The organism is Pseudomonas sp. LBUM1649, from assembly GCF_059716155.1.
The window spans coordinates 2,047,537-2,063,129 of record NZ_CP166807.1; the positions used below are offsets into that span (position 1 = coordinate 2,047,537).

At 61.6% G+C, this 15,593-nt stretch carries 13 protein-coding genes; 1 reads left to right on the plus strand and 12 read right to left on the minus strand.

The window, feature by feature from the left end; translation table 11 throughout:
* Nucleotides 1-29: 29 nt before the first annotated feature.
* The 12 genes from ACA058_RS09405 to ACA058_RS09460 form a co-directional block, all read right to left on the minus strand.
* Complete coding sequence (locus ACA058_RS09405) at nt 30-2,696, minus strand: helix-turn-helix transcriptional regulator (RefSeq protein ID WP_497638823.1); 2,667 nt, start codon at nt 2,694-2,696, stop codon at nt 30-32.
* A 70-nt stretch (nt 2,697-2,766) separates the two neighbouring features.
* Nucleotides 2,767-3,480, minus strand: a complete 714-nt coding sequence (locus ACA058_RS09410; protein WP_497638824.1) for an NAD(P)H-dependent oxidoreductase — start codon at nt 3,478-3,480, stop codon at nt 2,767-2,769.
* 48 nt (nt 3,481-3,528) lie between these two features.
* On the minus strand, nt 3,529-5,172 hold the full coding sequence (locus ACA058_RS09415) for a 3-(methylthio)propionyl-CoA ligase (protein ID WP_497638825.1): 1,644 nt from the start codon (nt 5,170-5,172) through the stop codon (nt 3,529-3,531).
* A 78-nt stretch (nt 5,173-5,250) separates the two neighbouring features.
* Nucleotides 5,251-6,297, minus strand: coding sequence for a beta-keto acid cleavage family enzyme (locus ACA058_RS09420; protein WP_497638826.1), 1,047 nt, complete (start codon nt 6,295-6,297; stop codon nt 5,251-5,253).
* Nucleotides 6,298-6,354: 57 nt separating this feature from the next.
* On the minus strand, nt 6,355-6,915 hold the full coding sequence (locus ACA058_RS09425; protein WP_497638827.1) for an RBBP9/YdeN family alpha/beta hydrolase: 561 nt from the start codon (nt 6,913-6,915) through the stop codon (nt 6,355-6,357).
* Between the two features lie 23 nt (nt 6,916-6,938).
* Nucleotides 6,939-7,793 (minus strand): TauD/TfdA dioxygenase family protein, encoded by an 855-nt coding sequence (locus tag ACA058_RS09430; protein WP_497639896.1) that lies wholly within the window; start codon nt 7,791-7,793, stop codon nt 6,939-6,941.
* 112 nt (nt 7,794-7,905) lie between these two features.
* Nucleotides 7,906-8,172 carry a carboxymuconolactone decarboxylase family protein gene (locus ACA058_RS09435; protein WP_497638828.1) on the minus strand — a complete coding sequence of 89 codons (267 nt, stop codon included), beginning with the start codon at nt 8,170-8,172 and terminating at the stop codon, nt 7,906-7,908.
* Nucleotides 8,173-8,442: 270 nt separating this feature from the next.
* Nucleotides 8,443-9,384, minus strand: a complete 942-nt coding sequence (locus tag ACA058_RS09440) for a TauD/TfdA dioxygenase family protein (RefSeq protein WP_497638829.1) — start codon at nt 9,382-9,384, stop codon at nt 8,443-8,445.
* A 128-nt stretch (nt 9,385-9,512) separates the two neighbouring features.
* Nucleotides 9,513-10,577, minus strand: a complete 1,065-nt coding sequence (locus ACA058_RS09445; protein WP_497638830.1) for an AraC family transcriptional regulator — start codon at nt 10,575-10,577, stop codon at nt 9,513-9,515.
* 151 nt (nt 10,578-10,728) lie between these two features.
* A complete protein-coding gene (locus ACA058_RS09450) occupies nt 10,729-12,015 on the minus strand; it encodes a spinster family MFS transporter (protein WP_497638831.1) in 1,287 nt (428 codons plus the stop codon).
* A gap of 18 nt (nt 12,016-12,033) precedes the next feature.
* On the minus strand, nt 12,034-13,059 hold the full coding sequence (locus tag ACA058_RS09455) for a YeiH family protein (protein ID WP_497638832.1): 1,026 nt from the start codon (nt 13,057-13,059) through the stop codon (nt 12,034-12,036).
* 63 nt (nt 13,060-13,122) lie between these two features.
* A complete protein-coding gene (locus ACA058_RS09460) occupies nt 13,123-13,971 on the minus strand; it encodes an SDR family NAD(P)-dependent oxidoreductase (protein ID WP_497638833.1) in 849 nt (282 codons plus the stop codon).
* Nucleotides 13,972-14,422: 451 nt separating this feature from the next.
* Between ACA058_RS09460 and ACA058_RS09465 the strand changes: the two genes are divergently transcribed.
* Complete coding sequence (locus ACA058_RS09465) at nt 14,423-15,586, plus strand: thiolase C-terminal domain-containing protein (RefSeq protein ID WP_497638834.1); 1,164 nt, start codon at nt 14,423-14,425, stop codon at nt 15,584-15,586.
* The last annotated feature ends 7 nt before the right edge of the window (nt 15,587-15,593 follow it).

Genomic DNA, 15,593 nt, shown 5'->3' on the forward strand with positions numbered 1-15,593 from the left:
GCGAACATAGGCAATGGGGGGCTGTATCGCTAACCCCCTGATTCGAGGATACCCAGCATGTAGGCACGGTCCACCACGTGCTTGCGCGTGCCGGCCTGGAATTTGCCGAACAGATTTTTCAGGTGCCATTTTACGGCTTGCTCACCGACATTCATTGTCAGGGCAATCTGCTTGTTTGACAGGTTGCGTGCCAGCAACTGCAGCACCTCACGTTCTTTGGGGGTCAACAGCCGGCTGGGTGAAGCACTTGCCGGCGATTGCGGCCGTGGCTTCGAGTCGGGAAGGGGGGTGGCCGGCGTCAATGACCGCGCAGGTTCATGCCGGGCAGTCTGCGCCCACTTGACGAGATCGGGATGAGTATCCTGAAGGATGCGCTGCAGACCGAATTCCTCAGCCAGGCTGATCGCCTCGAGCAGGCAAGGCAAGCCATCGCCCCCCGACACCTTGAGCGCCAGGGCCTTGAGCAACATGACCTGGACAATCTCGCGACCGCGTCGCAGGCGCTCGGCCGTTTCGTTGACGACAACCAATACGTCCAGCACAGTCTGCCAGTCGCGCTGTACGAGGGCGACGTAGGCGTTCGCCAGCCCGGCTACCAGGCTCAACTCGGGTCCCAGTAAGCCGTGTTGCTGGCGGGCGACATCCGGCAATAGCTGATCCAGTCGACGCCAGAGTGCCTGGCAGGTCTCCCCCCGGCCATGCAGCGCGTTGAGGCGGATCTGTTCTCCCAGGGCCACCAGACAGAAACGCGCGATGCCTCGCTCCTCGCCAAGGGCGAACAGCGCCTCCAGCAGATCGTGGCTACGATGGGCCTGACCCTGCACAGCAGCCAGACGCGAAGCGGTGAGAAAACCCAGCACAATCGCATCCGGCGAGGACAGATGCTCGACCACATCCAGACGATTGGCGAGCACCGTCGCGGCTTCCTGGATCTCATCACGTTCATACAGCGTCGCGGCCAGTCCGCAGGCCAGCCTCACCGCCACTGAACTGCGTCGGCCGATATCCTGTTCGGCACGTAACAGACTGTCGCGCAAAGTGGCCTCGGCCGGCAACATGCGCCCCTCGCACAGGTAGGTCAGGCCCATTCCCCACCCACTGCTCCCGCGGATCGCATCCAGCCCCGAGCTCCATTCATAGTGGGGCGCGCGCTGCAAAATACGCCGGGCCTTTTCCGGCTGACCCTGAAACAGCGTCAAACGAGCAACTTGAATGGCAAGGATGGCTTGTAGCTTGATCGACAGGGCAGTCCCTGCCTCCACCCAAGGGGCGATAATGGCGAGCGACTCGTCCGGCCGATCGGCAAAAAAAGCGGCATTAGCGGTGATCAATGCCGCTTCGCCACGCATCTCTTCATTGGCAGTCGGGTCTTGCTGAATACGGGCAATCAGCCTGGCCGCTTCAACGTGCCGTTCGCTCATCGCCAGCGACCAGGCCGCCGCCAGGCACATGCGCGGACGGGACTCGACCTCCGCGTGGGGCAGTTCGGCGATCCATTCGAGCACCCGACTGAATTGCCCGCGCAGCATGACCTCGTACAGGCATTGTTCGATCATTTCGTAGGCTTTCGTGGCGCGCGCGGCCAACAGATATTTCCGCGCAGCCTCCTCGAAAAAGGTGTGCTCTTCGAGCCAGATCGCAGCCCGTTCATGGAAGGCTTGTCGTTGGGCCAATGGCAGGCTGATAAAAAGCCCTTGGAGAAACTCCCGGGCCAAGGGGTGAAGGCGTACCCAGTCGCTGTCGATCCCTTCGACGAAGATAGGTGTCGAAATACACAGCCCCCGCAGCAATTCACCTGCCTGCTCATTGCCCGTGATTGCAACGCAGAGCGAGGGATGAACCGTGTCCAGCAAGGCAATGCAAATGAGGAAATCGAGCTGTTCGGCAGGCAGGCGGGACACCAGGCTATCGACGAAGTAACGCTGGATATCGCCGGAACAGGTCGACAACCCATCGATGGCCGCGCTCAGGTTGGCGCTTTTCTCGATGGCAGTCATCGCCAGTTGCAGCCCCAGGGGCCACCCCTCGGTGATTTCATTGAGGCGCACACAAAGGTCCGTGTCGATGCGTGCCCCGAAACGGCTGCTGAGTATCGCCACGGTTTCTTCGACGCAAAAACGCAACTCATCGCTCGCCACTCTGGCGTATAGCCCGCGCGCCGACAGGTCGGCTACCTGCAGGTTCAAACGCTTGCGCGAGGCCATGACGATGCGCAGGTTGGTCGGTGCGTTGTGCAGCAGGTACGTCAGTGAATGACGAACAGTCGCCTCGGGCAATGCATCGGCTTCATCGAGAATCAACACGGTCTCGCTGCCCAGGTCGGCGACCTCCGCCAGCCAGAAGGTCAACCCTTCCAGTTCGTCGCGGCCATAATCCGGCATTCGGCCAAGCATGTCGGCAAACGTCTGCCGGCCACTGCCAATGGCCATGGCCGCCGCCAGCCCCTGGGTAAAACGGATTGCATCGTCATGACCATCCAGCATCAGCCAGGCAACCACCGCTCCACGCGAGAGGAACTCACGACGCCATTGCGCCAGCAATGTTGTTTTGCCAAAGCCAGCCGGGCCATGGACAGCAATCGCCACCTTGTTCGCCAGCGCCGCTGAGTCGATGCTGAGTCGTTGCCGAAAATGGGCTGTTTTCTGGCTTCGGGGCGGCGTGGTCTTGAGGACCAGTTCCGGTTCTACGCGACACATGTGACGATGCCCCTCTACAGTGCGAGTAGCTTCCCCGTTTCAGTGCGTGCTTCAAACGGGGAAATCAACATTAACGAATAGACGGGGCCAGTGGGTAAAGTCCTTCATCGAACTGACTCAACCTCGGGAACTCGAGGGGCCGGTCCTGGCCGAGATTTTCCAGCCTCTGTCGATAGGCTATCAGAAAGTCCTCCCGGGCCTGGGTACTGATGTACGGCACATGCCAGGCAACGAACGGCGGCAGGACCTCCAGCCCGACATAGGCCAGCGTTCCGCGCAGGAGCGGGCGCAACATATCCTCCAGCGGACCATGAATGGCGCCCTCGCCGAACATGTGTTCACGCCCGCCCAGCGTCAGCGTCACCAACGCTTTCTTGCCGCTCAGGCCGCCTTGATCGTAGAAGCGCTTGCCACCGTAGCAAAGTCCCGAGACCAGCACGCGGTCGATCCAGCCTTTAAGCATAGCCGGCACCGAAAACCAGTAGACAGGGAAGTTGAGTATCAACAGATCGGCCCACAACAGCTTATCGAGTTCCTGCTGAATATCAGCCGCGAGGCTCTGGTTCTTGACGCCCAGGCGCTGCTCGAGCGCGTAGACCAGGTACTGCGAATTCTCGCGGGCGCAGAAATCCCCGGTACTGGCCACAGGGTTCCAGTTCATTGCGTATAGGTCCGAAACCTGGACCTGATGTCCCTGCGCTTGGAGTGTCTCAACCGCCTGGTCGCGCAGCGCAGCGGTGAAGGACTTGGGTTCGGGATGGGCATGTACAATCAACACGTTCATGGTTTCCTCGGTATCGACAACTGTGATTCGGCCCCGGTCGCTTGCATCTCAAGCCCCCGGTAATCTGTAGTCGCTCAGCTGCTCGCGCAATTGAGCTTTGAGGATTTTCCCGGTCGCTCCGATAGGAATCGCCTCCGCGAACACCACGTCATCCGGAATCTGCCACTTGGCTGTCTTGCCCTCGTAGAACGCCAGCAGCTCCTCGCGAGAAACATCCCCGCCGGGCTTCCTGACCACCACGACGATCGGGCGTTCGTCCCACTTCGGATGCGCTACGCCGATGCAGGCGGCCATCGCGACCGCCGGGTGCGCGACCGCGATATTCTCGACATCGATGGAGCTGATCCACTCACCGCCGGACTTGATCACGTCCTTGCTGCGATCGGTGATCTGCAGATAGCCATCGACATCGATGGTGGCGACATCCCCGGTGGGAAACCAGCCGCGTCCTTGCTCATCGTTCACCAGCGGATCACCGCCTTCGTTTGCGAAATACGCCTTGACCACCCACGGTCCCTTCACCAGGAGGTCGCCTGAGGTCTTGCCGTCCCACGGCAGTGTCTCGCCCTGGGCATCGATGATTTTCATGTCGACGCCGAAGACACCGCGACCCTGTTTCAAACGAATGGCCATTTGCTGATCCGGCGTTTGCGCGAGGTGCTTGTTCTTCAGGGTGCACACGGTGCCCAGCGGCGAAATCTCGGTCATGCCCCAGACATGCAGCACCTCGACACCGTATTGTTGCTGGAACGCCTTGATCATGGTTGCCGGGCACGCAGACCCGCCGATAACGGTGCGCTTGAGTGTCGAAAATTCAAGACCGTTGGCCTCGATATGCCCCTGCATCATTTGCCAGACTGTCGGCACGCCGGCGGCCAGTGTCACGTTCTCCGATTCGATCATCTCGTAGACCGATTTACCGTCCAGTGCGGGGCCGGGAAAGACCAGCTTGGCGCCGACCAGTGCGGCAGAGTAGGGGATACCCCAGGCATTGACGTGGAACATCGGCACCACCGGCAGCACCGAGTCGCGCGCCGAAATTGCCATCACATCCGGCAGGGCGGCGGCATAGGCATGCAGCAGGGTGGAGCGGTGGCTGTAAAGCGCACCTTTCGGGTTACCGGTCGTGCCGCTGGTGTAGCACAGGCTCGACGCCGAGTTTTCATCGAAGCTGGGCCACTCGTAGGTTGATTTGCGCTGACCTATCCACGTCTCATAGCTCACCAGTCCGGGCACGCCAGTGTCGATGGGAAGAATGTCTTCATCGCACAGTGCGATCCATTTCTTGATCGTGGGGCATTGCTTGTGGATCGCCTGCACGATCGGCAGGAAGCTGAGATCGAAGCAGAGGATCCGATCTTCGGCGTGATTGGCGATCCAGGCAATCTGATCGGGGTGCAACCGCGGATTGATGGTGTGCAGAACGCGGCCAGTACCGCTCACACCGTAGTAGAGTTCCAGGTGTCGATAGCCGTTCCAGGCCAACGTGGCGACGCGGTCACTGAAGAGCAACTGTTCGCGGTCCAGCGCATTGGCCACCTGGCGCGAACGCGAGGCCACTTCGCGCCAGGTGCTGCGATGAACGTCGCCCTCGACCCGTCGCGAGACGATTTCGGCATCACCGTGGTGACACGCCGCGAACTCAATCAACGACGAGATCAACAATGGTTGGTCTTGCATCAAACCCAGCATCCGGAAATTCCTTTGCAGTTGAACACGATGGAAAACTTCAGGGCCGCACAGCGACTGCCGGCCCTCCAAGCGGGGGGCTTAGCGCATCGGGAAGCCACGTTCGCCAGGGCGGCGGTTCGGCGCCCAGCCGAGTTTGGCCAGCGTTTCATTAGCGTCGCGGTAGCTCTCGCCGAGCTTGTAAATGCGGCGAGCTTCCTCGCCATTGGCGACGTCGCGATTGAGTTCGCGGGCGATACGCACCATCGACTCGATCTGCTGCACTGACGTCATGCGCTCGCCTGTCGGGCCGCGAAGGGTGTCTTCGTTGCCGACACGCACATGCAGGCCGAGTGCGATCGCCATCGCGTTCATCGGGAATACGCTGCGGCCCAGGCATTCGATGGTGAGCACCGCGCCATCGGGCGTGCGACGCACGAATTCCAGCAGGTCGGCCGGATGGGCAGCGGACGAACCACCGCCTACCGCCGCATAGTTGAGAACCAGCGGGCCGTTGTAGAGACCGCGCCGCACCAGGCGCTCCACCGAGTCCAGCGTGGCCACGCTGCCGAGCATGAAATGCGGCTGGATACCCGCGGCCGTCAGGCGGCGCAGGTGCTCGACATGCCACGACGGGTTGGAAGGCACGACCATGTTGCGATAGGCCTCCTGCAATTCGGCGCCCGCCAGCGAGGTGCCTGCGACGTCCTCTTCGGTGAACAGATCCAGTGCATTGAACTGCGTGGTGTTGATCACGACCGTGACCTGATCCGGGCGCGGGGTGAGTTCGGCCAGCATGTGGCGTGTGTCGTCGCTCAACCACTTCGCCGCTTCACCTTCGGTCTCTGGCGCGAAGGAAATCGAGCCGCCGACCTGCAGGATCATTTCCGGCACGGCCTCACGCAGGCGGGCCAGCAACTCGTTGAATTTCGACAGCCGCTTGCTGCCCTTGCCGTCTTCCTCACGCACGTGCACGTGTAGCACGGTGGCGCCGGCGTTCCAGCAATCGACAGCTTTCTGGACTTGGTCGTCCATGGTCACCGGGATGTCGTCGGAATCACCGGGAACCCATTCCGGCCCGTACGGAGCGACCTGGATAACGAGCTTCTGCTGGTTTTCGGGCAAGAGTGAATCGTCGAAAAATTGCATGATGTGTCCTTTTTGTTGTCAAGCGGAGCCTCTAGGGCTCCGAGTGTGAATACCGGATCAGTGCGTGGCGCAAAGTCTTGCTATGAACGCATCGGCCTGGGGCCAATCACCGTGGCCCGACGCCGGATTGAGGTGGCCGACCTGGCCCAGGTCGGCGAGCTCGGCGCCCCAGTCGAGCGCCAGTGCGGCGATGTGCTCGAAGTGTCCCAAGGGGTCGTTGCGACTGGCGCCCACGATGCTGCGAAAGGGCAGCCTGACGCGCGGCACGGGTAGCCAGCCGCCAGCGTGCAGCGCTTCGATCGTGGGATTGCCCTCAGGCAAGGATGATTCAAGATCAGCAGGCGTTGCCAGGAGCGCCCCCAGTACTGGGCGCTTGGTCTGCAGCGCCCAGTGCGCCACCATGATGCAGCCGGCGCTGTGGGCGACGATCACCAGTGGCCCGTCGATGGCTTGCGCCTCATGCTCGATGGTCGCGATACGGGCGGCGCAATCCAGGTCATCGCGCCCCATCCGCGCAACGCTGCGAACACGTGGCAAGCGTGCCGCCAACAGCGTCTGCCAGTGCTGCGGCACGTCGTCACGCAAGCCCGGCACGATGAGAATGGTTGGCTCGATCATGGTGTGTCCTCGGGTAGGGCGTATCAGAACGGGACGTCGCCGATGATCTCGGCACGTTCCATCTTTCGGTTGCAGGGTGGGTAATCCATCACGGCCAGGTGCTGGGTGCTGCGGTTGTCCCACAGGGCGACGCTGTTCGGCTGCCAACGGAAGCGCACCTGGTACTCGGGAATGCACGCTCGACTGATCAGGTACTGCAGCAGCTGCGCGCTGCCCGGTGCGTAGTCCAACCCGAAGCGCACGTTGTCGGGGGTGTGATAGTTGGTGAAGTGCGTGGCGTATCCGCTGACGAACAGGACCTTTTCTCCGGTCTCCGGGTGGATGCGTACCACGGGGTGTTCGGAATCGGGGAACAGGGCGTGCAACGCCTGGCGTTTTTCCAGTGGATGCGCCGCGCCGAATGAAGACTGCAGGCTGTGACTGGCACGCAAGCCGGCAATCTGGGTCTTGATGTGTTCGGGCAAGCCTTCATAAGCCATCACCATGTTGGCCCACATGGTGTCGCCGCCCGTGGTCGGGCATTCGATGCAGCGCAATACAGCACCGAAGGGGGGCTTTGCGCGCCAGGTGGCATCGGAGTGCCAGCCGTTTTCATAGCGTCCGACACCGTCGGGCTTCTCGGGCGTTTTATAGATGGTCTGCAGCCCTGGGTGCTCGGGATCGCTCGGCGCGTAGGGGTGCACGTCAAGCTCGCCGAAGTAGCGTGCGAAGGCCACATGCTCGGCGCGGGTGATGTCCTGGTCGCGGAAAAACAACACACGGTATTGCAGCATCAACTTGCGGATTTCGGCCATCATCGCCGGGTCAGCTGAGGCGATGCCGATATTGATGTTGCTGATTTGCGCGCCGATGGAGCAGGTGAGCGGCTCGACCTTGATTGAATCAGGCAGGGAGCCTGCGCGGACGATGGCGGGTGCACGAGGGGGCGTCATGGACGTGTCTCCGTGTTCGGGCCACCCCGGTGGCAGCCCTTGTTTTTGTTTTTGTGGTTCAGTCGCCAGATGCGCGGTGCGCGGCCAGCTCCTCGAGCAGAATCGGTGCGCCCAGGCTCATCGTGTGAATTCCCAGCACGCTCACGCACTGCAGCACGGCGCTGATTTCTTCCCCGGTGGCGCCCAGTTCGAGCGCTTTGCGGATGTGGCGGCGCACGCCCGGTGCATACATATGAGTGCACGACGCATCGACCGCGATGCAGATGAATTCGATCGTCTTCGCGTCGAGCGCGCCCGACACCATGGGCGTCATGGCCATCGCCATGAATTTCGGTCCATGCTGGATCGAGTGCGGCAAAAGGCTCCCAGGCAGGGTTCCAGTTGTCGGTCTCGCGCAGTGAATCGCAGACGGGCGTGGGCGTGGCAGGTATCAGTGGCAGGTTCATCATGGCCTCCTTCGATCGTTCGGATGCAAAGCAGTATCCGCATGCCGGGCACGGTCGGGTTGACGGGTTGGGACATTCACTTGACAGGTTGGGACACGACGGTTCGTCGCAAGACGAGCTGCGCTGATGTCCCTGTGATAATGCTGTCGTCAGACGGGGCGGTCGCCCTTGATGCCGGCGCGCAACATCAGCCGAGGTTGCGGGTGGTAATCGAATGTCGCGTAGTGCTGGGTCGAGCGGTTATCCCAGACGGCGACGGTGTTGGCCCGCCAGCGCAGGCGAACCTGGAACTCGGGGATCGTTGCCCGCGCGGCCAGGTAACTCAGCAGATGGTTTCCCTCGTGCATGTCCTGACCGTACTGCACCCGTTTGCCGTTGTTCCAGTTGGTAAAGTGGGTGACATAGTTCATGCACACATAGAGTATTTTTTCGCCCGTCTCGGGGTGGGTGCGCACCACCGGATGCTCGGGGGACGGGTTCATCCCTGCCATTTCATGGCGTTTTTCAATCGGCATGCCACCGCAGAAGGCAGTCTCGATGCTGCTGCGGGCATACAGACCTTCGATTTGCAGTTTCACGTGTACCGGCAGCGTCTCGTAGGCGAGCGCCATGTTGGCCCACAGCGTGTCGCCACCGAGCTCGGGACAATGGACGCAGCGCAAGACTGCACCCTTGAGCGGTTCGGGCTGGTTCATGGTGTCCGAATGCCAGTTGTTCTCGAAACTTCGGGGTTTGTCGTAGCCGGGGATCTTGCTTCTGCCGGCCTCATCGATCGCGAGAATTTTCGGCGCATCTGGCATGCCGGCGTAGACCCTGTGGACATCGAGTTCGCCGAAGCGCTCGGCAAAGACCTGCTGCTCAAAGGGTGAAATATCCTGGTCCCGGAAAACCAGGAGTTTGTGTTTGAGCCAGAGCGCTTTGATTTCGGCGAATAACTCGGGGTCCTGCCCGGCATCGACCAGACTGACGTTGCCGATCTCGGCCCCCAGGGCTGTCGACAGGCACTCGACCTTGAGGGAATTATTGAGTGCCGAGGGCCTGACGATGGCCGGAGCACCTGGCACGGGGCGGGTTACTTGAGAGTCTGTCATCACGATCTCCTGTTTCTGTCTGGGGTCGACGGGGATACGCATCGACGCGAAAGCAGTATCGGCAGCCAGGTAGAGATGCGAGTGACGAGGGGGGACATTCCGTTGACATTTTGGGACACAGGGATGGATCACCCCTGTCGAGATGGCTCGGCATCGGCGTCAACCGATTGGGGCGACAAGGCGCCAGTCTTCTGCTGGCTCCGGGTGCGCGTGCGCCATGTCGAGGGAGACTGGTTGAATTCGCGGGCGAACCAACGTGAGAAGGCGCTCGCCGCCGAGAACCCAAGCAGATCGGCAATTTGCGCGAGCGAACGCTGGCTGGTGGCCAGATACTCGCAGGCCAGTTCGACGCGCACCGAATTGATCACCGTGCCGACGGTTTCGCCCGCGGGTGACAAGTGCCGATGCAGGGTCCGTCGGTCCACGCCCAGATGCTGGGCCACGCGCCCAACGGTACACAAACCTGTCGGTAGCAGCATGCGAACAATCTTGCGTACCCGTTTATCAGGCGTATCCGCATCGCCGTTCAACTCGTAATCGAGCCGTCGTTTGATATGACGACCGATCTCCGGATCGGCCCTCGGGATGGGCATCTCGAGATCGCGGGTGCGCAAGACGATCGCGTTGCATTCCTGTGCAAACCGAACGGCGGGGCCGAACACGCGGTGATGGGTCGCCAGGCTTGCTGGCGGCCCATGAGTGAAACATACACTGTCGGCACGAAGCGCCCCGTCAGTGAGCGCTCGAAGCATGCGCAGCAGCAGACCGGCAAACATTTCAATCGGCTGCCGCGGGTCATGACGGCCAGCTGTTGCGCCGATGTGCAGCAACACCAGATCACCATGCTCTTCCATTCGGAACTGGGTTTCTTCGTTGTGCAGTCGCATGTAGCGGTTGATCGAGCAGAGCGCCTGACGAAGCGTGGGCTCTTCGCGCAAAACCAGAGCCAAGGGGCCAAGGGAGGACAGTTGCCGGCTTTCCGCCAGCCTCAGGCCGAAGTCTTCACAGCCCGACAAGCGGGCTGATTCCTGAAGCAGCCAATACAGCGCGTCGGCATTGACCATGATGTCAGCATCGGCAAGCGCGGCGGGATTGACGTGCGCGGCCCGAAGCATCTTCAGCGGATCAAGTCCGACTGAGCTGGCGATGAGTTCATAGCCGCTGAAGCTCGCACTACGTACCAGGCCGTGCATATTGGAGACTCCAGGTGGTGAGCCAGTTTGATACAAGGGGCAGATTGCTGACCACATTACACCCAGGTATTCCTCCCGGAACAGCACCCGGCGAGGCCGACGGTCGTTGCGATGTGTCGGCTCGCCTGAGTGTGCTTTGGGGGACGGTCGTCTACGAGTGCTTGAGCAAGGACGTGGCCCGCACGTAGTGGAACGCAGCCAATGGATAGAGCAGGCTGGCGAGCAGCAAGGCGTTCCTCAGGCCCGTCGTGCTATTGCCGTCAGCCAGCAGATCGCTGGCCAGGCCGACCAGTTGTGGGCCGATCACCAGGCCCCCGATATTGGCGACGAGTACGCCAATGCCGACGAGGGTCGCACGCATGCGTGGCGGGGCGAGGTTTTGCAGGACGACCCAGCTCAATGCCACCGGGGCATAGCAAAAAAAGCCCGGTATCACCATCGACCATAGCGCCAGGACATAGTCGCCAGCGAGCAATATCCCGACCATGCAAGGCCAGGCCAACAGCTGGATCAGCGCGCCAAGCAACACACGGCGAGAGGGTTTGTCCCGCGATACACGATCGGATAACCAACCCACGCTAATGGTCCCAAACATTCCCGCGACGCCAATGACCAGTCCCAGGGCCGGGCCCAGTTGTGTTTCGCTGACCTGAAAATTGCGGATCAGATAGGCCGGCATCCACAGGGCCAGAACGGTCGTACTGGTCACCACCAGGGTGACGGCCGCGATGAGATGCAGCAGGCCGCGGTTGCCCAGGACAAAGCGCACCACGTCGAAAAACGGTGGTGCGGCTTCCTTGCTTTGCAAGAGGCTGGCCGGATCGGTCTGGCCACGCGCCGGCTCGCGGGTGGTGAAGTACATGATCGCTGCCAGAATGATTCCCGGAGCGCCCAGCAATATGAAGGCCCAGCGCCAACCCCATTGGCCGGCAATCAACCCACTCAAGGTAAAAGCCAGGACCATGCCGAGACTGCCGCCGCTGGCGAACAACCCGACCGCTTTGCCGCGTTCGCTCGGCGGAAACAGATCGGCGATCAACGATTGCGCCGGCGGCGTCGAGCCTGCTTCGCCGACCCCGACGAAAATCCGCGCCAACGCCAGTTGCACGGCGTTGGTGGCCATGCCACAGAGCACGGTGCACACAGACCAGATAAACAGCGAAGCTGCGACCACATTGCGCCGATTGGAACGGTCGGCCAGCATCGCCACCGGAATCGCCAGCGTGGCATAGAACAGCCCGAACACCGTACCGGACAGAAAGCCCATCATGGTGTCCGAGACGCCCAGGTCACGCTTGATCGGCTCAACCAGAATGCCCATTACATAACGGTCCAGGACGCTGAAAGTATAAGTCAGCCACAACAAACCCAGCATGTAGTAGCGACCGGGTATCGCCACTGTCGTACCACCGGTGAGGGTACTCGTTTCCATCTTCATTTTTATTGTTCTCCAGCGTTAATGGAACTTCTGCACCAGCAACACGAACCCGACCAGGAACAGTGCTTCAGTGCCAAGCAGAAGGGCGGCGCGCGGGCCGACTTTGCGTATGTCCAGCAGTGAGGTTTTCAGGCCCACCGCCGCAATGGCGATCACCAGGCAGGCGCGCGAGACTTCATTGATCGCGGTGCCCAGGGACGCTGGAATCCAGCCCAGGCTACCGATTGCGACCAGGGCGACGAAAGCGATCAGGAAGGGTGGCAACAGCGGATCCTTGCTGCGGTTCTCGACGCTCTTGTTGCGGCGTCGCACGGCAATGGTGATGACCATCACCACCGGCAACAGCAACGCCACGCGCAGCATCTTGGTCAGCACGGCATAGTCGCCGACCTCATGGGAAATGCTGTAGCCGGCTCCAACCACCTGCGCCACGTCATGGATGGTGCCGCCGAGAAAGATGCCCGCCGCGTCCGCCGGCAGGCCGAGTGCCTTGACGATCAGCGGGTAGATAATCATCGCCAGTGTCGACAGCACCGTGACGCCGGCAATCGTGAAGATGAGTTCGCGTTCCGATTTTTCGTCCCGTGGCAGCACCGCTGCAATGGCGATGGCCGCCGAGGCACCGCAGATTGCCGTGGCGCCGCCGGTCAGGATGCCCAAGCGCCGGTCCAGACCGAATACACGACTCATCACCACGCCAAAGCCGATGGTCAGCAATACCCCGGCGACGATCAGGCCACCGTTGAACCAACCCAGACCGCCAAGCTGCTCCAGGGTGATCCGGGCACCCAGCAGGGCCACGCCGAGACGCAAAATGCGCCGCGCCGCGAAGTCGATGCCGGGTTTGGCGCTGCCCTGGATAGCAACCGAGTTCAACGCCATGCCCAACAGCAAAGCGTACAACAGCGCCGGACCGCCACGGGCATCCGCGATGAAGGTCGCGGCGATGGCGACGACGATGCTCAGCAGAATGCCGGGCCAGTTGCGACGCACGTCGGCTACCCATGCTTCGCCGGCCGCGTACGGGGATGTAAATAGATTCATGCTAAGTACTCTTTGCAGGACATTGCGTGACGCGGTCCTGCCGTGACAAAACGCCCATGCGTGTCAGCGCACCGGCTTGAGCCCGGCCAGTCGGATCGTCAGGCGATCAAGCAAGCGGTCGGGAATAAAGTTGCGCACGTACCACAGACCCACCAGCGGATAACGCGGTTTAGGTTTCGACGCTTCCAGTGCGTGGCAGATTGCATCGGTCACTACGTGCATTGGCTTGGCGCTCTTGAGTTCGTTGGCGGCGAATGCGGGTAGGGCAGCCATGGCGATGGCGTAATCGGTGTCGGTGTAGCGGCCGTCGGCCTGTTGCGGCGCGATCTTGTCCCAGATCGGTGTCTTGATCGGTCCGGGCTCGAGTGCACTGACCGAGATGCCATAGATCGACAACTCGCGACGCATGCCATCGCAAAGGGCTTCGACGGCATGCTTGGTCATCGCATAGAGCGCAACCAGTGGCAATGCCACGCCTCCGCTGATCGAGCTCAGATTGACCACACGACCCGGTGCGTGCCGGGCTCCGGCACGCGCACCTAGCAGTGGCAGAAAGGCCTGGGTGACGGCGAGCATGCCAAAAACATTGGTCTCGAAGGCCTGCCGGACTTCTGCTAACGAGGTATGCATCAACGGGCCCATCGGGGCGACACCGGCATTGTTGATCAGCCCGGCCAAACCCTTCTCACCCACAGCCGCCTGCACTTGGGCCACCGCTGCCGGCAAGGCCGCGGTGTCGGTGACGTCAAACAGCAACGGCGTGAAGGCCTCGCCCAATTGATTGCGAACACGCACACCATCGGCTTCCTTGCGCACGCTGCCGAACACGCGATAACCGCGCGCGATCAGCGCTTGTGCAGTGGCAAAGCCGATACCGGTGGAAACGCCAGTGATGACCACGGTCTTGCTCATTTTGTTACCTCTGGGAGGTTGGCGGCTCTGGCGGTGCCGAGCTTGTTATTTTTTGGGTAAAGCGTGGTGCGTAGTGTCTTCATACTGATAGATGAGTCCTGCCTACGGATGACCGTTTGGGACATTTGCTGTCCCCATCGGGACATGGTTTCCCGTGGTAACGCTCGCCCAATCCCATCCCTGCCTGACGTTTGAAGTCTTCGACCAAGCCTGCAAACGCTCCTTGCAGGTTCTTTGCGAATGCAGGGCTGGTCCTGCCGCTCCATTAAACAATCCCCTGCGAATAGCACCCTACCCATCGAGAGTAGGGTGGGTTTTCGCAAACCCGATAGGGTGAATTCCACGTTGCGATTGCAGTGCAGATCGAATGCTCGGCGGCACATGGCACTGGGTCATGGCACCTGATCGATAAGCGACGTGCTGTCGCGTGTCGGCTATCGAGGGAAATTCCATGAGTCAAAGAGTGCTGATTGCGGGAGTGGGAATGACTCCATTTGTCCCGCTGGGCGCTGGCGAAAGCACCGCGGCGCTGGCGGGAAGGGCGATTCGCCAGGCGCTTGACGATGCGCGCATTGACTACGACCTGGTTGATCAAGTGTTCGCCGCTTGCGTCACCGGTGCGGTCGGTTGCAGCGAGCGAGCGCTGGCTGAGACCGGTCTTACCGGCATCCCCGTGTTCACGGTCCGCGATGGCTGCGCCGCGGCCTCCAGCGCTTTTCAGTTGGCGCGTCACAGCGTGTTGTGCGGCGAGGCCGAATGCGCGTTGGTGCTGGGCTTCGAAAGCATGCCGGCGAACGTGTCCAATCGGGCGTTCTTTGGCCTGGACGATTTGACCCCGCAAGCGTGGAACGGCCTCGAGCAGGTCGACGCCTCCCTGGCCTTTCTGGCCCGCCGCCAGCATCCGGCCGCGTTGTTTGCTGCCCAGACCAGTTGGTTGTTGACCCGCATGAGCGTGGCTCAGGCCAGCTTCGAAGACGTACTCAGCCGAGCCAGGGCACACGCCAGTAGCAACCCTTTGGCCGTGCTGAATCATGGCGCCGCGCTCGATGGCTGGCTGGCGCCCTATCTATGCCCACCCGCTTGCGGGGCCGCGGCGGTGCTGCTTTGCAGTCCGGCATTCCTCACCCGATATGGCGCCCGGGGTGGTGTGGCGGTGCTGTCCAGTGTTCGTGGCAGTGACACCGCCTGCGAACAGGAGTCCGGCAATGTGCTTGATGTACTGGGGCGCGCGGCGACTCGCCGTGTTGCCCAACAAGCTTACGAGCACGCCGGGCTCGGTCCCGACGAGATCGAAGTGGTCGAGCTGCACGACCAGAGTGTCGGCGACTTCATGGTCTGCAGCGCCGCCCTGGGTTTTTGCGAGGAAGACCAGATCGACAGATTCGTGCGCGAACGCCGCAACGCCCGGGGCGCGCGCATCGCCGTCTGTGCCTCCGGTGGCCTGCTCGGTCGCGGCCATGCCCCCGGCGCAACGGGGCTGGCGCAAATCGCTGAACTGGTCTGGCAACTGCGCGGCACTGCCGCCAGTGGACAGCACACGGGTGCACGGACTGCACTTCAACACAGCGCGGCCCTGGGGCGCGCGGTATCGGTAACCATCCTGCAGCGAACGTAAGGACAGC